At 73.2% G+C, this 21,845-nt stretch carries 17 protein-coding genes; 14 read left to right on the top strand and 3 right to left on the bottom strand.

From position 1 onward, the window contains the following. Positions 1–37 precede the first annotated feature (37 nt). The 7 genes from sucB (at position 38) to K7862_RS02360 (ending at position 9,840) form a co-directional block, all read left to right on the top strand. On the top strand, positions 38–1,852 hold the full coding sequence (gene sucB, locus K7862_RS02390) for a 2-oxoglutarate dehydrogenase, E2 component, dihydrolipoamide succinyltransferase (protein WP_222959950.1): 1,815 nt from the start codon (positions 38–40) through the stop codon (positions 1,850–1,852). Positions 1,853–1,981: 129 nt separating this feature from the next. Then, positions 1,982–2,620 carry a GntR family transcriptional regulator gene (locus K7862_RS02385; RefSeq protein ID WP_222959949.1) on the top strand — a complete coding sequence of 213 codons (639 nt, stop codon included), beginning with the start codon at positions 1,982–1,984 and terminating at the stop codon, positions 2,618–2,620. 206 nt (positions 2,621–2,826) lie between these two features. Beyond that, positions 2,827–5,535, top strand: coding sequence for a pyruvate dehydrogenase (acetyl-transferring), homodimeric type (gene aceE, locus K7862_RS02380; RefSeq protein WP_222959944.1), 2,709 nt, complete (start codon positions 2,827–2,829; stop codon positions 5,533–5,535). A 166-nt stretch (positions 5,536–5,701) separates the two neighbouring features. Further along, a complete protein-coding gene (locus K7862_RS02375; protein ID WP_222959942.1) occupies positions 5,702–6,697 on the top strand; it encodes a GNAT family N-acetyltransferase in 996 nt (331 codons plus the stop codon). A 106-nt stretch (positions 6,698–6,803) separates the two neighbouring features. Beyond that, positions 6,804–7,316, top strand: a complete 513-nt coding sequence (locus K7862_RS02370) for a DUF4240 domain-containing protein (RefSeq protein WP_222960362.1) — start codon at positions 6,804–6,806, stop codon at positions 7,314–7,316. Between the two features lie 107 nt (positions 7,317–7,423). Continuing rightward, positions 7,424–8,320 carry a TIGR01777 family oxidoreductase gene (locus K7862_RS02365; protein WP_222959940.1) on the top strand — a complete coding sequence of 299 codons (897 nt, stop codon included), beginning with the start codon at positions 7,424–7,426 and terminating at the stop codon, positions 8,318–8,320. 203 nt (positions 8,321–8,523) lie between these two features. Further along, positions 8,524–9,840 (top strand): NAD(P)/FAD-dependent oxidoreductase, encoded by a 1,317-nt coding sequence (locus K7862_RS02360; RefSeq protein ID WP_308011805.1) that lies wholly within the window; start codon positions 8,524–8,526, stop codon positions 9,838–9,840. A 46-nt stretch (positions 9,841–9,886) separates the two neighbouring features. Here the strand turns inward: K7862_RS02360 and K7862_RS02355 are convergent, their stop codons facing one another. Beyond that, positions 9,887–11,572, bottom strand: a complete 1,686-nt coding sequence (locus K7862_RS02355) for an NsdA family TPR-like regulatory protein (protein ID WP_262412533.1) — start codon at positions 11,570–11,572, stop codon at positions 9,887–9,889. A gap of 374 nt (positions 11,573–11,946) precedes the next feature. Here K7862_RS02355 and lipB point away from each other — a divergent pair, with 374 nt between their 5' ends. The 4 genes from lipB (at position 11,947) to K7862_RS02335 (ending at position 14,898) form a co-directional block, all read left to right on the top strand. Continuing rightward, on the top strand, positions 11,947–12,726 hold the full coding sequence (lipB, locus tag K7862_RS02350; RefSeq protein ID WP_222959936.1) for a lipoyl(octanoyl) transferase LipB: 780 nt from the start codon (positions 11,947–11,949) through the stop codon (positions 12,724–12,726). A 75-nt stretch (positions 12,727–12,801) separates the two neighbouring features. Further along, entirely contained in the window at positions 12,802–13,770 is a 969-nt protein-coding gene (gene lipA / locus K7862_RS02345) for a lipoyl synthase (protein WP_222959934.1), read from the top strand. Positions 13,771–13,916: 146 nt separating this feature from the next. After that, on the top strand, positions 13,917–14,153 hold the full coding sequence (locus K7862_RS02340) for a hypothetical protein (protein ID WP_222959932.1): 237 nt from the start codon (positions 13,917–13,919) through the stop codon (positions 14,151–14,153). Between the two features lie 64 nt (positions 14,154–14,217). After that, positions 14,218–14,898, top strand: coding sequence for a DUF4191 domain-containing protein (locus K7862_RS02335; RefSeq protein WP_222959930.1), 681 nt, complete (start codon positions 14,218–14,220; stop codon positions 14,896–14,898). A 71-nt stretch (positions 14,899–14,969) separates the two neighbouring features. Here K7862_RS02335 and K7862_RS02330 read toward each other — a convergent pair whose 3' ends face one another. Then, entirely contained in the window at positions 14,970–15,437 is a 468-nt protein-coding gene (locus K7862_RS02330) for an RDD family protein (protein ID WP_222959928.1), read from the bottom strand. A 197-nt stretch (positions 15,438–15,634) separates the two neighbouring features. Here K7862_RS02330 and glnA point away from each other — a divergent pair, with 197 nt between their 5' ends. From glnA to K7862_RS02315, 3 genes are all read left to right on the top strand, one after another. Next, positions 15,635–17,044, top strand: coding sequence for a type I glutamate--ammonia ligase (glnA, locus tag K7862_RS02325; RefSeq protein WP_222959926.1), 1,410 nt, complete (start codon positions 15,635–15,637; stop codon positions 17,042–17,044). A gap of 183 nt (positions 17,045–17,227) precedes the next feature. Beyond that, on the top strand, positions 17,228–18,097 hold the full coding sequence (locus tag K7862_RS02320; RefSeq protein WP_222959924.1) for an Fpg/Nei family DNA glycosylase: 870 nt from the start codon (positions 17,228–17,230) through the stop codon (positions 18,095–18,097). 217 nt (positions 18,098–18,314) lie between these two features. Further along, positions 18,315–19,856 (top strand): PstS family phosphate ABC transporter substrate-binding protein, encoded by a 1,542-nt coding sequence (locus K7862_RS02315; RefSeq protein ID WP_308011804.1) that lies wholly within the window; start codon positions 18,315–18,317, stop codon positions 19,854–19,856. Positions 19,857–19,895: 39 nt separating this feature from the next. On the opposite strand, the gene K7862_RS02310 is transcribed toward K7862_RS02315, so the two are convergent. Next, positions 19,896–21,584: a glycoside hydrolase family 99 protein gene (locus K7862_RS02310; RefSeq protein ID WP_222959922.1), complete on the bottom strand. Its 1,689-nt coding sequence runs from the start codon at positions 21,582–21,584 to the stop codon at positions 19,896–19,898. Positions 21,585–21,845 lie beyond the last annotated feature (261 nt).

The raw sequence follows: 21,845 nt of genomic DNA, 5'->3' as shown, positions 1-21,845 counted from the left end.
CCCCATCCGCACAGATCCGTTAGGAGCAACCGCAACCATGGCGGTTTCCGTAACCCTCCCGGCGCTCGGCGAGAGCGTGACCGAGGGCACCGTCACCCGCTGGCTGAAGGCCGAGGGTGAGCACGTCGAGGCCGACGAGCCGCTGCTCGAGGTCTCGACCGACAAGGTCGACACCGAGATCCCCTCCCCCGCCTCCGGCGTGCTGGCCTCCATCAAGGTCGCCGAGGACGAGACGGTCGAGGTCGGCGCCGAGCTGGCCGTCATCGACGACGGCAGCGGCGCGCCCGCCGCCGCCCCGGCCCCCGCCGCGGCCGAGCAGCCCGCGCCGGCCCAGCCCGCCGCCCCGGCGCAGCCCGCCCCGGCGGCCCCGGCCGCTCCCTCCACCGAGGCCGCGGCCCCCGCCCCGGCTCCGACCGCCGAGGCCACGGCCGGCGCGAGCGGCGCCCAGGGCACCGACGTCGTGCTGCCCGCGCTCGGCGAGTCCGTCACCGAGGGCACCGTCACCCGCTGGCTGAAGGCGGTCGGCGAGTCGGTCGAGGCCGACGAGCCGCTGCTGGAGGTGTCCACCGACAAGGTCGACACCGAGATCCCGTCGCCGGTCGCCGGCACCCTGCTGGAGATCCTGGTCCAGGAGGACGAGACGGCCGAGGTCGGCGCCCGGCTGGCCGTCGTCGGCGCCGCCGGTGCCGCTCCCGCCGCCGCCCCGGCCCCGGCCGCCGCCCCGGCTGCGCCGGCTGCGCCGGCGCCCGCCCCGGCCGCTGCGGCCCCGGCTCCCACACCGGCCCCGGCCGCCCCGGCTCCCGCTGCCGCCCCGGCCCCGGCGCCCGCGCCCGCCCCGGCGCAGCCCGCCGCTCCGGCCCCGGCGGCTCCGGCTCCGGCTCCGGCTGCCGCCCCGGCCGCTCCGGCGCCCGCGGCCACCGCCGCGGTCGACGAGGGCGCGTACGTCACCCCGCTGGTCCGCAAGCTCGCCGCCGAGAACGGCGTGAACCTGTCCTCGGTGCGCGGCACCGGCGTCGGCGGGCGGATCCGCAAGCAGGACGTGCTCGCCGCCGCGGAGGCCGCCAAGGCCGCCGCCCCGGCGCAGGCCGCTCCGGCCGCCGCCGCTCCGAAGGCGGCGCCCGCGGTGTCCCCGCTGCGCGGTCAGACCGTCAAGATGACCCGGATGCGCAAGGTCATCGGCGACAACATGATGAAGGCCCTGCACTCGCAGGCCCAGCTCACCAGCGTCGTCGAGGTGGACGTCACCCGCATCATGCGGCTGCGCGGCCAGGCCAAGGAGTCCTTCCTGGCCCGCGAGGGCGTCAAGCTGTCGCCGATGCCGTTCTTCGTCAAGGCGGCGGCCCAGGCGCTCAAGGCCCACCCGGTGATCAACGCCCGCATCAACGAGGACGAGGGCACGATCACCTACTTCGACTCCGAGAACATCGGGATCGCGGTGGACTCCGAGAAGGGCCTGATGACCCCGGTCATCAAGGGCGCCGGCGACCTGAACATCGCCGGTATCGCCAAGAAGACCGCCGAGCTGGCGGGCAACGTCCGGTCCAACAAGATCACCCCGGACGACCTGGCGGGCGCGACCTTCACCATCAGCAACACCGGTTCGCGCGGTGCGCTGTTCGACACGGTGATCGTCCCGCCGAACCAGGCCGCGATCCTGGGGATCGGCGCGACCGTCAAGCGCCCGGTGGTCGTGGAGACCGCCGAGGGCACGGTCATCGGCGTCCGGGACATGACGTACCTGTCGCTGTCCTACGACCACCGGCTGGTGGACGGTGCCGACGCGGCCCGCTACCTGACCGCGGTCAAGGAGATCCTGGAGGCGGGCGAGTTCGAGGTCGAGCTCGGCCTGTAGTCCCCCTTCACGGCCCTGGTGCCCCCGTCCCGTGCCCGGGGCGGGGGCACCGTCGTCGTCGCGGCGGCGCCGCCCCTGCCGACAGGCCGTATCGTCTATGTCACGCACAGCGTGAAGGAGTGCATCGTGATGGCCTCTGCCGCCACCCCCAACCTGGTCGTGCACAGCCTGCGCGAGCAGATCCGCGAGCACATCCTCGAAGGGATCGTCAGCGGGCGGTGGAAGCCGGGCGAGCGCATCGTGGAGCGGCGCATCGCGGCGGAGCTGCAGGTCAGCCAGACGCCGGTGCGCGAGGCGCTGCGCGAGCTGGAGAGCCTGCGGCTGATCGAGTCGGCGCCGAACAAGGGCGTGCGGGTGCGCAGCCTGACCGCCGCCGACCTCAAGGAGGGCTACCCGGTGCGGGCCGGCCTGGAGCAGGTCGCGGCGGAGCTGGCGGCCGAGCGGCTGGCGACCGACCCCTCGGCGCTGGAGCGGGAGGTCGCCGCACTGCGGGAGGCCGACGCCGTGCTGGACGGCGAGTCCCAGGCGCGGCACACCGTGGCCTTCCACGAGGAGCTGGTGCGCGCGGCGGGCAACGCCGTGCTGACGCACGCCTGGCAGGCGCTGGGTATCGAGGTGTGGACGACGCTGTCCATCCGCTGGCTGAGCCCGGCCCCGCGGGCCTACGCCGACGAGCACCAGGAGATCGTGGACGCCTTCGTCCGCCGCGACCCGGCGATCTGCGCGATCGTCAAGGCACATGTGCTGAGCTGCGCTCCTCAGGTGTGACCGTGAGCTGACGCTCCGCTGTTTCGAAGGCCGCGACTGACTGACACCGCGTGCCCGTAAGGCTGACACCCCGTGCCGACTTTTCTTTTCCAGGCCGAGAAGCATTGATCGATCATCGATCGCGGAGTTATCGTCCAGATCAGGGAGCACACCTGTCGTGCCGACAAGCACTCCCACCCCTCCCTCCGTTCGGAAGGCGGCCACCCATGCCCGACGCCGTACGACTGCCACGGCCGAGCCAGCTCGACCAGATCCCCGACCGCGACTCCGAGGAAACCGCGGAGTGGCGGGCGTCCCTGGACGCCGTCACCAAGGCCGCGGGCCCCCACCGGGCCGCGTACCTGATGCGACGGACCCTCGAGCACGCGAGCGCCGCGGGCACGGTCTCCGGCGGCGTCGCGCTGCCGTCGCTGCTCGAGACCGAATACCTCAACACGATCCCGACCTCCGCCGAGCCCGCGTACCCGGGCGACGAGGCGCTGGAGGCCCGGATCACCGCCTGGAACCGGTGGAACGCCGCGGCGATGGTGACCCGCGGCAGCCGCCAGGGCCTCGGCGGCCACATCGCCACCTTCGCGTCGGCGGCCTGGCTCTACGAGACCGGCTTCCAGCACTTCTTCCACGGGAAGGAGGGCGCCGGCTCCGGCGACCAGCTCTACATCCAGGGCCACGCCTCCCCCGGCATCTACGCCCGGGCCTTCCTCGACGGACGGCTCAGCGAGGCGCAGCTCGACCGCTTCCGCCAGGAGGCGGGCGGCGACGGCCTGCCGTCCTACCCGCACCCGCGGCGCCTGCCGTGGCTGTGGGAGTTCCCCACCGTGTCCATGGGCCTGGGCCCGCTGTCCGCGATCTACCAGGCGCGCTTCAACCGCTACCTGGAGCACCGCGGGATCAAGGACACCTCGGACTCCCACGTGTGGGCGTTCCTGGGCGACGGCGAGATGGACGAGCCCGAGTCGACCGCGGCACTGGCGCTGGCCGGCCGCGAGGGCCTGGACAACCTGACCTTCGTGATCAACTGCAACCTGCAGCGGCTCGACGGTCCGGTCCGCCCGAACTTCAAGATCGTGCAGGAGCTGGAGGCCCAGTTCCGCGCAGCGGGCTGGAACGTCGTCAAGTCCCTGTGGGGCGTCGCCTGGGACGAGCTGTTCGCCCAGGACACCGAGGGCGCGCTGCTCGGCCGGCTGCGGCAGACCCCGGACGCGCAGTTCCAGACCTACGCCACCCGGGACGCGGCCTACATCCGCGACCACTTCTTCGGCGCCGACCCCGCGCTGCGCACGATCGCGGCCGGGCTGTCCGACGCCAAGCTGCTGGAGCTGTTCCAGACCTCGCGCGCCGGCCACGAGCCGCGCAAGGTGTACGCCGCCTACCGCGCCGCGCTGGAACACAAGGGCGCCCCGACGGTGATCCTCGCCCAGACGGTGAAGGGCTACACGCTCGGCGCCGGCTTCGAGTCGCGCAACGCCAACCACCAGATGAAGAAGCTCACGGCCGCGCAGTTCCGCACGATGCGCGACCTGCTGGAGCTCCCCATCCCGGACAGCGCGCTGGACGCCGACCTCGTCCCGTACTGGCACCCCGGCGAGAACTCCCCCGAGATCCGGTACCTGCGGGAGCGGCGTGCCGCGCTCGGCGGCCCGGCCCCGGCCCGCAGCGTCGTCCCGACCCCGCTGCCGATGCCCGCCGACAAGGCGTTCACCGCGCTGGAGAAGGGCTCGGGCACCCAGGAGATCGCCACCACCATGGCGTTCGTCCGGCTGGTCAAGGACCTCATGCGGGAGAAGGAGACCGGCCGCCGCTGGGTCCCCGTCGTGCCCGACGAGGCCCGCACCTTCGGCATGGAGTCGCTGTTCCCGTCCGCGGGCCTGTACTCCCCCAAGGGCCAGACGTACGACCCGGTCGACCGCGACCAGCTCCTGTACTACAAGGAGGCGAAGGACGGCCAGATCCTCAACGAGGGGATCACCGAGGCCGGTTCGCTCGCCGACTTCACGGCCGCGGCCACGTCGTACGCCACGCACGGCGAGCCGATGATCCCGTTCTACATCTTCTACTCGATGTTCGGCTGGCAGCGGACGGCCGACCAGTTCTGGGCGCTCGCCGACCAGCTCGGCCGCGGCTTCGTGATCGGCGCGACCGCCGGCCGCACCACGATGACCGGTGAGGGCCTGCAGCACGCCGACGGCCACTCGCACCTGATCGCCTCGACCAACCCGGCGGCGATCTCCTACGACCCGGCGTTCGCGTACGAGGTCGCGGTGATCGTCCGCGAGGGCCTGCGGCGGATGTACGGACCGGAGCGGGAGGGCGAGGACCAGAACGTCTTCTACTACCTGACGGTCTACAACGAGCCGAAGGTCCAGCCGGCCATGCCCGAGGGCGTGGCGGAGGGCATCGTCAAGGGCCTCTACCGCTACCGGCCGGCGGCCGGCGCGGTGAGCACCCCCGAGGACGCCCCGCGGCTGCAGCTGCTCGCCTCCGGCACCGCCGTCCACTGGGCGCTGGACGCCCAGCGGCTACTGGCCGAGGACTGGGGTGTGGCCGCCGACGTGTGGTCCGCGCCGTCCTGGACGGAGCTGCGGCGTGACGCGCTGGAGTGCGACGCGGCGCGGATGCGCGGCGAGGACCGGGTGCCGTACGTGACCCGCGCGCTCGCCGGGGCGCCCGGCCCGGTGGTCGCGGTCAGCGACTGGATGCGGGCGGTCCCGGACCAGATAGCCCAGTGGGTGGAGCAGGACTGGACGTCGGTGGGCACCGACGGGTTCGGTCTGTCCGACACCCGCGAGGCGGCGCGCCGCCACTTCGGCGTGGATCCGCAGTCGGTCGTCGTGCAGGCGCTCGGCGCACTGGCGCGGCGCGGCGACGTCAAGCCGGAGACGGTCAGGAAGGCCGCCGAGCGGTACGGCCTCTGACGGACGTTCAGCAGGTGCCGCGCCCGGGTTCACCGGGCGCGGCACCTTGCTGTGTTCCCTGACGGCACGCACGCCCCAGCGGAACCAGGGGTTCGGCTGGAAAGCAGTCAACCTACCGGCCGGAAAGGGATTGCGGGCTCTCCGGCCAGCGGTTACGGTCCCCCGGATGCCTGCCAATCCACTCCCGCTGACAGCGCCCGGCGCCGAGGACTTCCGGGCCTGGCACCGGGTGCAGTCCGCCGCGCTCGCCCACGACCTGCCCGGTGAGCCCGTTCCGGCGCAGGACGCCGTCCAGGCACGGCTGACCACCCCGGCGCCCGGCAGCAGGCTGGTGCTGTGGCTGGTTCGCGGCAGCGGGTCGGACCCGGTGGCCACCGCGGCGCTGCGGCTGTTCTCCCACCCGGACCGCAGCGAGCACGCCGAGGTGGAGATGACCGTCCACCCCGCGCACCGCCGCATGGGCGCCGGTTCCCGGCTGCTGTCCACCGTCACCGAGGCGGCCCGGGCCGCGGGGTGCCGCAGCATGACCACCGAGGTGGCGGCGGGCACGTCCGGCGAACGCTTCCTGGTCAACCGCTCCTTCACCCCCGTGGTCCGGCTCACCTGGCTGCGGCTGGCCCTGGACGAGGTGCCCGAGCCGATCCGCAAGCTGCCGGACGTGCCGCACGCCGGCTACCGGCTGACGGCGTGGGACGGCGCGGTACCGGACGCCCTCGCGGCCGGTTACGCGCGCGCCCGGCAGGCCACGGCCGGCGGGCCCGCGGGCGCCGCGCGCTCCGGCGACGCGGCGTGGGACGAGACGCGTCTGCGGGAGCGTGCCCGGGTCGTCGAGCGGCGCGGGGAACGGCTGCTGACGGTCGCCGCGGTCTGCGAGGCCGACGGCGCGGTCGCCGGTTTCACCGAACTCGTGCTGCCCGCCGGGCTGCCGGGCCGCGCCCGGCAGCACGACACCGCGGTGCTGCCCGAGCACCGCGGCAACGGACTGGGCCTGTGGCTGAAGGCCGCGATGCTGCGCCGGGTGGGCGCCGACCACCCGCGGATCACCGAGATCGAGACCGGTACCGCCGACGACAACCGGCACATGCTCGCCGTCAACACCGCGCTCGGCTTCCGTCCGCGGCGGCGCACCGTCACGTTCCGGCTGGACCTGCACCGCCGCTGACGCCGCAACGTCCGGAGGGGCGCCGCCGGTCCGAACGTAACGACACGGGCGCATCCGGGGCGCTCCGCGTGCGGCGGGGGGCGCCAACCGGGAAGCTGGACGCGTGATGGACGAGACGGAGTTCTGGGAGATCGTCGACGGCACGCGCGAAGCCGCGGACGGCGATTCGGAGGAGCACGCCGACCTGCTCGTCGAGCGGCTGGCGCAGCTCGACCCCGAAGCCGTGCTGGACTTCGCCCGGCACTTCGAGACGCGTTTCGCCCGCGCCTTCCGCTGGGACCTGTGGGGCGCGGCCGACATCATGCTCGGCGGCGCGGACGAGGAGTCCTTCGACTACTTCCGCTGCTGGCTGATCGGCCAGGGCCGGCACGTCTTCGAGGGCGCGCTCGCCGCACCCGACGATCTGGCCGTCCTGGTCCCGGAGTTCGACCCCGACGCGGACGGCGACGCGGAGGATCTCGGGTACGCCGCGGACGAGGCGTACGAACAGCTCACCGCGGTGCGCCTGCCCGACCTCGAACTCCCGGTCCAGGAAGCCCCGGAGGGCGACCCGCTCGACCTCGACGACGAGGCCGCGATGGCGGCGCGCTTCCCGCACCTGTGGGCGCGTTTCGGCTGAGTGGTCCGCCCGTTCGCCCCGGCGCGCGGTGGATCCTGCGGGCGGTCCGCGTCCCGCGACGCGCCGCCGGTGCGCGGGACCGGGCGCCGGGACGGCAAGATGGGGGCATGCGGATTGCGGTGAGCGGGGCGGGCGGTCTGATCGGGTCGGCACTGGCGGACGCACTGGCCGGCGACGGCCACGACGTCGTACGGCTGGTGCGGCACACGCCGAAGAAGGAGGGCGAGGTCGCCTGGGACCCGGACGCCGGGACCGTCGACACCGAGGGCCTGGCCGGCTGCGAGGCCGTCGTCCACCTCGCCGGCGCCGGCATCGGCGACCGCCGCTGGACGGAGTCCCGCAAGAAGGAACTGCGCGACAGCCGGGTGCGCGGCACCGGTGCCGTCGCCCGGGCCGTCGCCTCCCTGCCCACCCCGCCCTCCGTGCTGGTCTGCGGCAGCGCGATCGGGTTCTACGGCGACACCGGCGACCGCTGGGTCGACGAGGACAGCCCGGCGGGCGAGGGGTTCCTGGCCGACCTCGTCGTCGACTGGGAGGCCGCCGCCGACCCGGCCCGCGAGGCCGGCATCCGCACGGTGCACGCCCGTACCGGCCTTGTGGTGGCCAGGACGGGCGGCGCGTGGGCCCCGCTGTTCCCCCTCTTCCGGGCCGGGCTCGGCGGACGGCTGGGCAGCGGGAAGCAGTACTGGAGCTTCATCTCGCTGCACGACGAGGTCGCCGCGCTGCGCTTCCTCATCGACAACCCCGGCCTGTCCGGCCCGGTCAACCTCACCGCGCCCGATCCGCTGACGAACCGTCAGATCACCAAGGCCATGGGCAAGGTGATGCACCGCCCGACGCTGGCGGCCGTGCCCGCGCAGGTGCTGCGCACCGTGCTCGGGGAGTTCGCCGGCGACGTGCTCAGCAGCCAGCGGGTGCGGCCCCGGCGGCTGCTGGACGCCGGGTTCACCTGGGCCCAGCCGGAGATCCAGCAGGCGGTCAAGGAGGCCCTGCGGGTGTTCTGAGGCGCCCCGCGACGGCACCGGGGCGGCCGCTGGGGTGTGCTGACGCCGCGAAGTCCGGAAACACCGTGGTAGAAGTCCGGAAAGGTCCGGTCGGTCCCGCATCGAATGCCTTTGATAAGGGCATGACCCCTACCAGCGTCGGCGGCGCTCCAGGGTGCCCCCGGCTTCAGCGGGGAACGGACCCGATCTCCGGGAGGGGCATCGTGCTCTCACCAGCACGCGGACAACGGACGGTGGCCGCCGCGGACGTGATCGTGATCGGTGCGGGACTGGCCGGGCTGGCAGCGGCCCGGCACCTGGCGGACGGCGGCCTGTCGGTCACCGTCCTGGAGGCCGCGGACCGGGTGGGCGGCCGGATGGCCACCGACACGGTGGACGGCTTCCGGCTGGACCGCGGCCCGCAACTGCTCAACACCTCCTACCCCGAACTGCACAGCAGTCCGGCCCTGCGCGGCCTGCCCATGGCCCCGGTCGCGCCCGGCGCGGTGCTGCGCGGCGCGGGCCGGGGCTACCGGGTCGGCGATCCACGCGGCGTCCGCGTCGCGTTCAGCTCCGCCCGGGCGCCGATCGGTTCCGCGCTCGACAAGGCCCGGCTCGGAGCGACCCTCAACCGCCTCGCGGGCACCCCCGCGACCCGGCTCGGCGCCCGCCCCGAGACGACCGCCGCGCAGGCGCTCGGCGCCCGGGGGTTCGCCCCGCGGACCGTCGAGGGCTTCCTGCGGCCGCTCCTCGCCGCGCTGCTGTGCGACCCGGAACTCGGCACGTCCAGCCGGGTCGCGGACCTGGTGCTGCGGGCGTTCGCCCGGGGGCGCACCTGCCTGCCCACGGGCGGCGCGGCGAGCGTCCCGGCCCGGCTGGCGGACGCGCTGCCGCCGGGCACGGTCCGGCTGGGCACCCGGGCGACCCGGGTCGCGGCCAACGCCGTGACGACCGAGGACGGCACCGAACTCCCTTGCCGCGGCGTGGTCGTGGCGACCGACGCGCGGTCGGCGTGCGCGCTGCTGCCCGGCCTGCGGATGCCGGCCTTCCACCAGGTCACCGTCGTCCACCACGCGGCGCCCGCCGCGCCGGTCCGCGAACCCGTCCTGGTGCTGGACGCGGACCGGCTGGGCCCGGTCTCGCACACCCTGCCCGCGAGCGCCGTCGACCCGACCCGGGCGCCCTCGGGACGGGCACTCGTCAGCTCGGTGGTGCTCGGCCCGCCGCCGGACGGCGAGGACGACAAGGCGATACGGGCGCATCTGGCCGAGCTGTACGACACCTCGACCGACCGGTGGGAGCTGCTGGCGCTGCGCACCGACCCGGACGCGGTCCCGGCGATGCCGCCGCCGCACGACCTGCGGCGGCCGGTCCGGCTGCTCTCCGGCCTGTACGTGTGCGGCGACCACCGCGACACCAGTTCCGTCCAGGGCGCCCTGCTCTCCGGGCGGCGCGCCGCCCTCGCCGCCCTCCGCGATCTGGCCGGGCGTCCCGCGGCCGGCCGTTCCGAGCCCGCCGCCCCCGCCGAGGCCGCGGCCTGACCTCCTCCGGCCGGCCCCCGCCCCCGTCGCGCGCCGCGGGCGGGGGTCAGCCGCGGAGGGCGGTGACGCGCTCGCGGAAGGTCCGGACGGCGGCGGTCTCGCGGTAGGGGTCGAGGCGGCGGGCGAACTCGCGGACGTACTCCGTGGCCCGGGCGGACCGCAGGTCGCCCGCGGCCCGCACCGCCTCGTAGCCGTGCGCGCAGGCGGCGTCGACGTCGCCGAGCCCGAGCCGCGCGGAGGCCAGCACCGTGCGGCAGAACAGCCGGCTGCGCGCGTACCCGGGGGCCCGCAGCTGCAGGGACCGTTCGGCGTGCTGCACGGCCGGCCGCCACTGCTGGAGGTCGCGGTGGCAGTGCGCGAACTCGTCGGCGAGCTGGGCCTCGTCGAAGAACCGGGCCCACGGGGGCACCTCGTCGCCCGTCCGCGCGGCCCCCAGCGCGCGCTCGGCCCGCGAGAGGGCCGCCGCGCACGCCCTGGCCTCCCCCAGCAGGCCGTGCCCGCGCGCCTCGGCCGCGTACAGCAGCGCCTGGACGGTGTACGGCACGCTGCTGCCGACGCCCTGCTGCGCGACCCGGGCGAGCTGCACGGCCTCCCGCCCGTGCCCGAGGTAGACCGCCTGGCGGCTCATGGTGACCAGCACGTAGCCGCCGTACGCCCGGTCGCCGGCGGCCTGCGCCAGCCGCAGCGCCTGCACGAAGTAGCGCTGGGCCAGTCCGTGGGCGCCGATGTCGTACGAGGTCCAGCCGGCGAGCCGGGTGAGGTCGGCGACGGCGGCGAACAGCCGGCGGCCCAGCGTCTCGCCGTAGCTGCCGCGCAGCATCGGCTCGGCCTCGTGCTCCAGGTACCGCACCAGGGCCTGGCGGGCGTGCCCGCCTCCGTAGGCGTGGTCGAGGGAGCGGAACAGCTCGCCGACGGCTCCGACCGCCGCCACGTCACCGGCCCCGACCCGCATCCCGGAGGTCCGCACCGGGCCGGCGGGCACGACGGCCGTACCGGCGCCCCCGAGCGCGCCGGAGACAGCGGCACCCGCGCCCGAGGCGTCCGCGCCGGCCTGCGTCCCCGTGCCCCGCGGTCCCCGGCTCTGCGCCGGCACCCGCGCCTGTCCCGGCGGCACGGACTGCCCTGGCGGGACGGGCGGACCCGGCGCGACGGGCGGACCGGGCGCGGCGGGCGGACCCGGCGGGACGGCGGACCCCGGCGGCACCACCGTGTCGTCCGCCCGCCCGATCAGCCAGTCCCGGCTGGGGACCACGAGTCCGGCCGGCGTGAACGCGATCTTCCGCAGCTCCGCCTGGCTGCCGGTGTCCTTGCGCCACAGCCCGCTGACGATGTCCACCGCCTCCAGGGGCGTGGCGGCGTACTCCAGGCCCGCGTACACCGGGGCGCACGCGTCGAGCCCGAGGTCCTGCGCCGACAGCCGCCGTCCGAGGCGCTGGGTGAAGACCTCGGCGATCAGTGCGGGCGTGGTGCCGCGCGGCTGCTGGCCGCGCAGCCACCGGGTGACGGACGTCTTGTCGTAGCGCAGGTCCAGGCCGTGCTCGACGCCGAGCTGGTCGACCCGGCGGGCGAGCCCCGCGTGCGAGAAGCCGGCCTCCGAGATGAGCGCGGCGAGCCTGCGGTTGGGGCGGTGCTCCCGGGTGGTGCGGGCCGGCGGGGACGGCTGGGCCGCCGGGTCCGGGTCCGGGGCGGCCTTCGGGCGCTGAGGGGTTCGCTGCGGGGCACGTTCCGTCATCGGTGGTGCGGCCACTTTCACTGAGGGGTTCGCTGGGCTTCGCCGAGGGTTGGCTGATGCTTGGCTGACGTTTGACTGGGGGGGTCGCTGGGGTTCGCCGGACGTCCGGTGGCAGGCGGGCCGGGGGTTCGCCGGTGAGGTCTGCGGGTCGGCGCGAATGTAACGGCCGGTGCGCGCATGGTGACCAGCTCGGCCGAACATTCCCCCGAACGAGCGACAACCAGGGGTATTACCGGGTAAACCACCCACTGGGCAGCGCGGTGCCGTGATACGGGCACGTGCTCGCCGGGGGCCTGCCGCGCCGCCGTACAGTGAGGGAGGCACGGAGTGGGATCCACGTCCGGCCGGGAGCTGTGGACTGCGGAGGAGTGACCGTGAGCGACCTGCACTTCGTTCATCTGGGGTTCGGCGCGGAGGCGGTGGAGTACACCGAGGCCTGGCAGGAGCAGCGCCGGGTGCACGCGGCGCGCTTCGCGGACGAGGTGCCGGACACCTGCCTACTGCTGGAGCACCCGCCGGTCTACACCGCCGGCCGCCGCACCGCCGACAACGAACGCCCGCTCGACGGCACCCCGGTGGTCGACGTGGACCGCGGCGGCAAGATCACCTGGCACGGCCCCGGCCAGCTCGTCGGCTACCCGATCCTGAAGCTCCCCCGCCCGGTCGACGTGGTCGCGCACGTGCGCCGGCTCGAGGAGGCACTGATCCGGGTGGCCGCCGACTTCGGGCTGGAGACCACCCGCGTCGAGGGCCGGTCCGGTGTCTGGGTGCTCGGCGACCCGGTCACCGAGCGGACCTCGAACGGCCTGACCCTGGACTTCGACCCGCGGCTGGCGGACGAGGAGTTCGACCCGCGGCTGAACGGCCCGGAGTACGCGCCGTCCAACGCCGGGCAGCGCGGTGAGGACCGCAAGCTCGCCGCGATCGGCATCCGCGTCGCCAAGGGCGTGACGATGCACGGTTTCGCCCTCAACTGCGACCCCGACAACACCTGGTTCGACCGCATCGTGCCGTGCGGCATCAGGGACGCGGGCGTCACCTCGCTCTCGCAGGAACTGGGCCGCGACGTCACCGTGGCCGAGGTGCTGCCGGTGGTCGAGAAGCACCTGACCGAGGTGCTCGGTTCCGCGGTCCCCCTGCCGCGTGCCGTCTAGGAATTCAGGGGCGTACCCTGGCGTTTACCGAAGAATCAAAGCCGAAGGCTAAATCTCAGCTGTAGGGAGCCGGTCGTGTCCGCAGTCGCACCCGACGGACGCAAGTTGCTGCGCCTGGAGGTCCGGAACAGCCAGACCCCCATCGAGCGCAAGCCCGAGTGGATCAAGACCCGGGCGAAAATGGGTCCCGAGTACACGCAGATGCAGAAGCTCGTGAAGAGCGAGGGGCTGCACACCGTGTGCCAGGAGGCCGGCTGTCCGAACATCTACGAGTGCTGGGAGGACCGCGAGGCCACCTTCCTCATCGGCGGCGACCAGTGCACCCGGCGCTGCGACTTCTGCCAGATCGACACCGGCAAGCCCGAGGCGCTGGACCGCGACGAGCCGCGGCGCGTCGGCGAGTCGGTGCTGACCATGGACCTGAACTACGCCACCATCACCGGCGTCGCCCGCGACGACCTGGAGGACGGCGGCGCCTGGCTGTACGCCGAGACGGTCCGGCAGATCCACGCGATGACCGCCGACCGGGCCGGCGGCCGCACCAAGGTCGAGCTGCTCATCCCCGACTTCAACGCCGAGCCCGCGCAGCTCGCCGAGGTCTTCGGCTCCCGCCCCCAGGTGCTCGCGCACAACGTGGAGACCGTGCCGCGGATCTTCAAGCGGATCCGCCCGGGCTTCCGCTACGAGCGCTCGCTCGAGGTCATCACCAAGGCCCGTGAGGCCGGTCTGGTCACCAAGTCCAACCTGATCCTGGGCATGGGCGAGGAGCGCGAGGAGATCAGCCAGGCGCTGCAGGACCTGTACGACGCCGGGTGCGAGCTGATCACCATCACGCAGTACCTGCGCCCGTCGGTGCGGCACCACCCGGTGGAGCGCTGGGTGAAGCCGGCCGAGTTCGTGGAGCTGAAGGAGGAGGCGGAGGAGATCGGCTACGCGGGTGTCATGTCCGGCCCGCTCGTCCGTTCGTCCTACCGCGCCGGCCGGCTGTTCCAGCAGGCCGTCGACCGCCGCCAGCAGGGCGGTTCGCTCGCGGCCGCGGTCTGAGTCGTGACTCGGTGCCGTCCGGAAGGGTCCGGGCGGCACCGATGAGGCTTTCATACGAGATTGACCGGATGGTCACCGGCTGGTAACACATTGTGCCGAGGCTGGTTCCGTACAGCCGTCGCACAGCTGCCTTCCGAGGGGGCTCCATGCCGTCCGAGTTGCCGTCCGAGCCGTTTGCCGCACCGCACGTCCGCACTCCCGTGACCCGGGGGCTGCGCGCTGTCGAATCCTTTCTGCTGTCCGGTGGCCAGCAGACGGCCCGCAGGAACGCCTGGGCGGCCGTCGTGGCGGACCGCCAGCGGGCCAGGGACCGCCGGGACGCGGAGTACGAGATGAACGCCCTGACCGCCGGCCAGCGCGTCACAGGAGTGCTCCGCGACTGACGCCGCGCGGCCGGCGACCCGGCCGCGGTGACGCCGTCCCGAACGGCCACGTATCCTTTGCCGCATGGCGAGGAAGGAAACATCCGAGAACCCTGGGCGGCTCGCGCAGATCGCTCAGACGTACAAGATGACCAGGCAGGCCGATCCGAAGATCGGGCTTGTCCTTGCGGCTGTGGGAATCGTCACCTTCGGTGTCATCCTCGCCCTCGGCTTCTTGATCGATCACCCCATCTTCGCGGCGATCCTGGGTGCGCTGATCGCGCTCCTGGCGATGGCCGTCGTATTCGGGCGCCGTGCCGAGCGGGCGGCCTTCGGCCAGCTCGAGGGTAAGCCGGGCGCCGCGGCGGCGGTGCTGCAGAACGTGGGCCGCGGCTGGACGGTCACTCCCGCGGTGAACATGAACAAGAGCCAGGACGTGGTGCACCGCGCGGTCGGCCGCGCCGGTGTGGTGCTCATCGCGGAGGGCAACCCGAACCGGGTGAAGGGCCTGCTGGCCACCGAGAAGCGCAAGGTCGCCCGGATCGTGTACGACGTGCCGGTGCACGACTACATCGTCGGTGACGGCGAGGGCCAGCTGCCGCTGAAGAAGATCCGCACCACGCTGCTGCGCCTGCCGCGCGCGCTGAGCGGGCCGAAGGCCACCGAGGTCAACGACCGGCTGCGCGCGATGGGCGACATGATGAGCAACATGCCGATCCCGAAGGGCCCGATGCCGCGCGGCATGCGGCTGCCGAAGGGACGCTGACGCGGCACGACGAGAACGGGAGAAGGGGCGCGGCCTGAGGCCGCGCCCCTTCTCCCGTTCTCCAGCGTTCTCTAGATCCTGATCTGGACGGCCTTGGCGGCCTTGTCGTGCAGTCCCCGGGTGTCGCGGTCCCAGACGACGGCCGGGATCACCAGGAGCAGCAGCACGGTGCGGATCAGCGCGCCGCCGGGGCCGAGGCGGCGGCCGTCGGCCCGGACGACCCGCAGCCGCAGCAGCAGCTTGCCGGGGGTGGCGCCGACCAGGGCGACACCGATGTAGGCGACGACCCCGAAGACGGCGAGCGCCCAGTTCTCGGCCCCGTGCAGGTCACGGTGCGCGATGAGGGCGTAGGCGATCAGCACGCAGAGGATCCAGTCGATGAAGATGGCCGCGATGCGCCGGCCGACCGGTGCGATGGATCCAGGTCCCTCCTCGGGGAGCCCGAGGCGCTCACCGCGGTAGCCGAAGTCCACGCCCATCTTCTCGGCGGCGGCCCGCGGTCCGGAGAGCCACGATCCCATTGCTTCCCTGTTGTCCACCCGTCCACGGTAACCCCCGAGTGGCGCAGTGGTGCCGCACGGGTCCCCCCACCCGGGCGTCGCGGTTAACGCCGACGAAACAAATGGGTCATGCTGGAGAAATCCCTGATCTCTATGGTCGGGGCGTGTGCGCCACCGCACTGGCCGCACCTCGATCGCCAACCCGACCCGCCGGGGCCGGGCCTAGGAGGAGTTGGATGTTCCAGAACGCCGACGACGTCAACAAGTTCATCGCGGACGAGGGCGTCAAGTTCGTCGACGTCCGGTTCTGCGACCTGCCCGGCGTCATGCAGCACTTCACGGTCCCGGTCTCGTCCTTCGACCCGACCGAGGAGCTCGCCTTCGACGGGTCGTCCATCCGCGGCTTCCAGGCGATCCACGAGTCCGACATGGCGCTGCGCGCCGACCTCTCCACGGCCCGCGTCGACCCGTTCCGCCGGGACAAGACCCTCAACATCAACTTCTTCATCCACGACCCGATCACCGGCGAGCAGTACAGCCGTGACCCGCGGAACGTGGCGAAGAAGGCCGAGGCCTACCTCGCGTCGACCGGCATCGCCGACACGGCGTACTTCGGTCCCGAGGCCGAGTTCTACGTCTTCGACAGCGTGCGGTTCGAGACGAAGGCGAACGAGTCCTTCTACCACATCGACTCCGAGGCGGGCGCCTGGAACACCGGCGCGCAGCAGGACAACCGCGGCTACAAGGTCCGCTACAAGGGCGGCTACTTCCCCGCCCCGCCGGTCGACCACTTCGCCGACCTGCGCGCCGAGATCAGCCTGGAGCTGGAGGCGGCCGGCCTGCAGGTCGAGCGCCAGCACCACGAGGTCGGCACCGCCGGCCAGGCGGAGATCAACTACAAGTTCAACACGCTGCTCGCCGCGGCCGACGACCTGATGCTCTTCAAGTACATCGTGAAGAACGTCGCCTGGCGCAACGGCAAGACCGCGACCTTCATGCCGAAGCCGATCTTCGGTGACAACGGCTCGGGCATGCACGTCCACCAGTCGCTGTGGCAGGGCGGCTCGCCGCTGTTCTACGACGAGCAGGGCTACGCGGGCCTGTCGGACACCGCCCGCTACTACATCGGCGGCATCCTCAAGCACGCGCCGTCGCTGCTGGCCTTCACCAACCCGACGGTGAACTCGTACCACCGCCTGGTCCCGGGCTTCGAGGCGCCGGTGAACCTGGTGTACTCGCAGCGCAACCGGTCCGCGGCGATGCGCATCCCGATCACCGGCTCCAACGCGAAGGCCAAGCGCGTCGAGTTCCGCGCGCCGGACCCGTCCTCCAACCCGTACCTGGCCTTCTCCGCGCTGCTGCTCGCGGGCCTGGACGGCGTGAAGAACAAGATCGAGCCGGCCGAGCCGATCGACAAGGACCTCTACGAGCTCGCGCCCGAGGAGCACGCGAACGTGCCCCAGGTCCCGACCTCGCTGCCCGCGGTCCTCTCCGCCCTGGAGGAGGACAACGAGTACCTGCAGGCCGGCGGCGTCTTCACCTCGGACCTGATCGAGACCTGGATCGACTTCAAGCGCGCCAACGAGATCGCCCCGATCGCGCTGCGCCCGCACCCGCACGAGTTCGAGCTCTACTTCGACGTGTGACCCAGCCGCAGGCCGGAGCGGCTTCCGCTCCCCCTGTGCCGTCTCCGGGCCGCGCCCTTCCCCGCCGGGAGGGCGCGGCCCGCGTGCTGGCGCCTAGCATCAAGATCGAGCGGTCAGGCCGATCCCTCACTCCCTGGTCCGCGGCGGGTGCGCGCTCGCGCCGGCCCGGGGCAGACTGGACGCATGCCCGAAATGCCGGAGGTCGAGTCCCTCAGCCGGTTCCTGGCCGAGCACCTGGCGGGCCGCAGCGTCGGCCGCGCCCAGCTCACGGCCGTGCACGCCCTCAAGACCTACGACCCGCCGCTGACCGCCCTGGAGGGGCGGACCTTCGACGCGGCCGGACGCCACGGGAAGTTCCTCGACCTGACCCTGGGCGACCTGCACCTGGTCGTCCACCTCGCCCGCGGCGGCTGGGTGCGCTGGCTGGACCGGCTGCCGGACGCCCCGCCGAAGCCCGGCCGCGGCCCCCTCGCGCTGCGGGTGCGGCTCGGCGACCCGGACGACGGCGCCGGCTTCGACGTCACGGAGGCCGGCACCCAGAAGCGCCTGGCGATCTACGTGGTCCGCGATCCGCAGGAGGTGCCGGGGATCGCCCGGCTGGGCCCCGACCCGCTGTCCGGGACCTTCACGCTGGAGGACTTCGCGGCCCTGCTGCGCGGCGAGCGCCGGCAGATCAAGGGCGTACTGCGCGACCAGAGCGTGCTGGCGGGCATCGGCAACGCCTACTCCGACGAGATCCTGCACGCCGCCAAGATGTCGCCGTTCAAGCTGGCGGCGAATCTCGGCGACGACGAGGTGGCCGGTCTCTACGCGGCGATGGGCACGACCCTCACCGAGGCCGTCGAGCGCTCCCGCGGGCTGCCGCTGCGCGACCTGAAGTCCGAGAAGAAGTCCGGGCTGCGGGTGCACGGCCGCACCGGCGAGCCCTGCCCGGTGTGCGGCGACACCATCCGCGAGGTGTCCTTCAGCGACTCCTCGCTGCAGTACTGCCCCACCTGCCAGACCGGTGGCAAGCCGCTGGCCGACCGCCGGCTGTCCCGCCTGCTGAAATAACGGTCTTCCCCCCGGCGGGCTTCCCCCGGGGGCTTCTCCCGCGGTCTTCCCTCGCGGCCTCCCGGAACCGGGATGTGGCGTTCCGCCGCCCGCCCGCCAACGCTCGGTGAACACCTGCGGAACGCTTCCCGGGACAGGGTGTGACGGGACGTCAGCTCTCGTAGCGTGACGGTCCACCCCTTTGCGGTGGCCGTCGTCGTGAGAGGTGCGCGCAGCCGTGAACGTCCCCTGGGAGATCACGCTCGCGGTCCTGGGCCTGGTGGTCCCGGTCGTGGCCGCGCTCTACGAGTTCGCCTTCACCGGCCGCAAACGGCTGGGCTACCGGGTGCAGATGGACACCACGGTCACCGACCTCGTGCACTCCGAGTACGCCGGCGCCCTGCAGCAGCTGCGGCTGCCGGACGGCCGGGCGCTGGTCGACCCGTCGTTCGTGCTGCTGCGGGTGGAGAACAACGGGGTCACCGACATCGACACCGGGGACTACGCCCGCCTGGACCACGACCGGGTGGGCATCACCGTCGAGTTCCCCGGCCGCAAGGTCGCCGGTCTCGTCGTCACCGAGGTCAGCTCCGACTTCCTGCGGGACTCCTTCGACCGGGAGTCCGGGCTGGGGTTCCAGGACGGGGTGATCTCCCTGCCCCGGGTGCCGATGAACCGCGGCGCGCACTACAAGGTGCTCGCCGCGCTGGAGAGCGCGGACCCGCCGGCGAACGGCGCGCGCACGGAGTTCGTGGCGCCGCGGGTCAGCGGCGGCATCAAGGGCGGCGTGGGCTCCGGGCAGATCCAGGAGACCAGGAGCCGGACCGGCACCTCCCGGGCGGCGGTCGCGATGGTGCTGTTCCTGGCCGCGGTGATCGTGGCGCAACTCGTCGTGTCGCTCACCAAGGACACCACCGCGGCGCCGCTGGACTGCGCGTCCGGGCGGCTGACGCTGTCGGGTTCGACGGCGTTCGCGCCGGTGCTGCGGGAGGCGTCCGCGGCGTACCACCACACCTGCCCCCGCGCGACGTTCACCGTCACCGCCGACACCAGCGGCGTCGGCGTGGACGACCTGGACGCGGCCGGACGCCGGCAGGGTTCCGGCACCCCGCCGGTGATCGCCTTCTCCGACGGGCCCAAGGACGCCGGGCACCCGCGGGTGCTGCAACGCCCCATGGGCTTCCTGCTGTTCACTCTGGTCGTGAACAAGGACGCGGGCGTGCAGGACCTGACGTCCGGCGACATCCGCCGGATCTACGCCGGGAAGATCACCAACTGGCGGCAGCTGGGGGGTGACGACGTCCCGGTCCGGCTGGTCAGCCGCGACTCCGGGTCGGGCACCCGCAGGGCGTTCGAGACCCGGCTGCTCGGCGGCACGCTGGAGCCGGGCGAGAACTCCAGCGACTGCCGCACACCGTCCGGGCGCGGCGCCACCGGGGTGATCCGCTGCCGCCGCGGCACGACGGACGCCCTGCTGGACACGGTCGCGGCCACGCCCGGGGCGCTGGGGTACAGCGAGCTGGGGTCGGCCACGGCCCGCCACGACCTGCTGACCGTGCGGATCAACGGCCAGCAGGCCACCCTGGACGCGGCGGACGCCGACGCGTACCCGTTCTGGGCCACCGAGTACGCCTACACCTACGGAGAGCCGCCGGCCCGGTCGCTCACCGCCAGCTTCCTGCGCTACCTGACCAACGAGGTGGGTCAGGACATCATCCGCTCGCACGGTGACCGGCCGTGCGCCGACCTCACCGACGCGGTCGCCTGCGGGCCGAGTTGACCGTCGGACGAGGACGGGCGCCGGCCGGTACCGGACCGGTCAGGACGCGTAGATCTGGACTTCGGAGACCTGCCCGGCGGGCCAGCCGGTGTTGGCCGTGAACGTCAGGCGCACGTAGCGCGTCACGGTCGTCGCGGGCAGCGTCACCGTCGCGGTGTTCCCGGTCGCCGGGTCGAACCGGTACGACGCGGCGGCCAGCAGCTGGCTGAAGGTGCCCCCGTCGGTGCTGCCCTGGACGGCGACGGTCTGGGTGCGGGCGCCCCACGCCGTGGACGGCGGCAGCGCCAGGACCATGCGCCGCACGCCGGTCGCCGCGCCGAGGTCCACCTGGAGCCACTGCGGGAACGCGTTGTTGGCCGACTCCCAGTAGGTGTTCGGGTCGCCGTCGACCGCGTTGCCCGACCCGTAGACCTGGGTGTGGCTGCTCTCCGACGTCGCCCTGTGCAGCGCCAGGTTCACCGGGGTGCCGCCGCCCCCGCCGCCGGTCACGGGCGGGGTGGGCCGGGTGGCGGTGAGCGCGAGCTGCCCCTTGAGCATCCGGCCGCCGTCGCCGGTCAGCCGCAGGTAGTAGTCGGAGGAGCAGGCCGTCCCGTCCTCGTCCAGCGCCAGGAAGCCGGAGCCGGCCGGCACCCACGCCTGGCTCTCGGCGGTCTTGGCGATCTGGTTGCCCTCGTTGAACTCGTCGAACATCGAGATGTAGACGCCCTGCACGCCCGCCCGGCACATGTTGTAGAACTGCCGCCACATGAAGTCGCCGTGGGCGCGCTGCCGCAGGGTGACCGCGCCGGGAAGCACACACGGCTGGTAGTCGATGCCGTGGGCGGCGCACTCCGCGAGGTCGGGCACGGTGGCGACGTTGTAGAAGTTGTCCGCGTCGCCGACGTTGCCGATCCGGCCCACCATCCAGGGCGAGAGCATGTGGAAGGCGTGGTAGACGTCGCTGAACCCCGGCCGGGAGTCGCGGTCACCGGTGCGCCACCAGGTCGGCACGCCGCCGATGACGTAACAGCCCTGCGCCTTGAACCAGTTGACGACGTCCAGGCACGGCGCGGGGGCGAACGGGCGCTGGTTGTCGTTGAAGCCGAAGCCCCAGATGCACACCACCGGCTTGCCGTTCTGCCGGGCGTAGGCCGGACTGGCCGTGTGCGCGGCCATCTTGGCCGTCCAGTCGGTCTTGATCTCCGACTGCATGTTCGTCCAGTCCGAGACGTCGTACATGACGTAGAACTTCACGTTGTGCGCCTCGGCGGCGCTGCGCACCTTGGTGGCCATCGCGTCCCGCGTCGGGCCCTCGCCGCCGTTGGGGTTGAAGCGCTGCAGGGCCGCGGTATCGATGCCGTACTGCTGCATCCACTGGAAGTGCGTGTCGACCGTCTGCTGGTCGTAGGACGAGAACAGGGTGGCCGGCTGACCGTTCCCGAGGTTCGCGTACGCGGTCCGGTAGGTGTGCGTGTAGTCCCGCACGTCCGGCCAGGCGACGATGCCGGTGTTGGACGGGGACGGCGGCTGGCCCGCGTCGGAACTCCAGTGCCACCAGGCGTTGATCGGCGCACCGTCGCCGATGCACGCGAACCAGCCCTGGTACCCGACGGTGATCTTGCCGACCACGTCGCCCGGGCCGCTCGCCGCGGCGGCGGTGCCGGCGAGCGCGGTCGTGGTGGCCCCTGCGGCTCCGGCGGCTCCCGCCGCGACGGCGGCCTGCAGGAAGACCCGGCGTGTGACACCCATCTGGACTCCTCCGATCGGTGGTCAACTCCCGCCGCCGCACGGGGATGGGGGGATCGGCAGCGGTCCGGAAGTCTGGTGCCGGGGATCGTAACGACCCGATGACTTCACGGCAATACTCCGCGTAGCAAGCGAAAGAATAGGCACAACTCCCGCAAGAAACACCCAGCTTGGTCGGCAGGGGCGGGCGGGACGTGTGGGGCGGCCCGCCGGTCGCGGTCGGCGAGGCGGACCGCCGGGAGTCCGGACCGGACCCGCGACCGG

Origin of the sequence: Actinacidiphila acidipaludis (genome assembly GCF_019890725.1) — a bacterium.
Taxonomy (GTDB): domain Bacteria; phylum Actinomycetota; class Actinomycetes; order Streptomycetales; family Streptomycetaceae; genus Actinacidiphila; species Actinacidiphila acidipaludis.
Note: the sequence above shows the minus strand (reverse complement) of the source record. Positions and strands in the feature narration are given on the sequence as shown.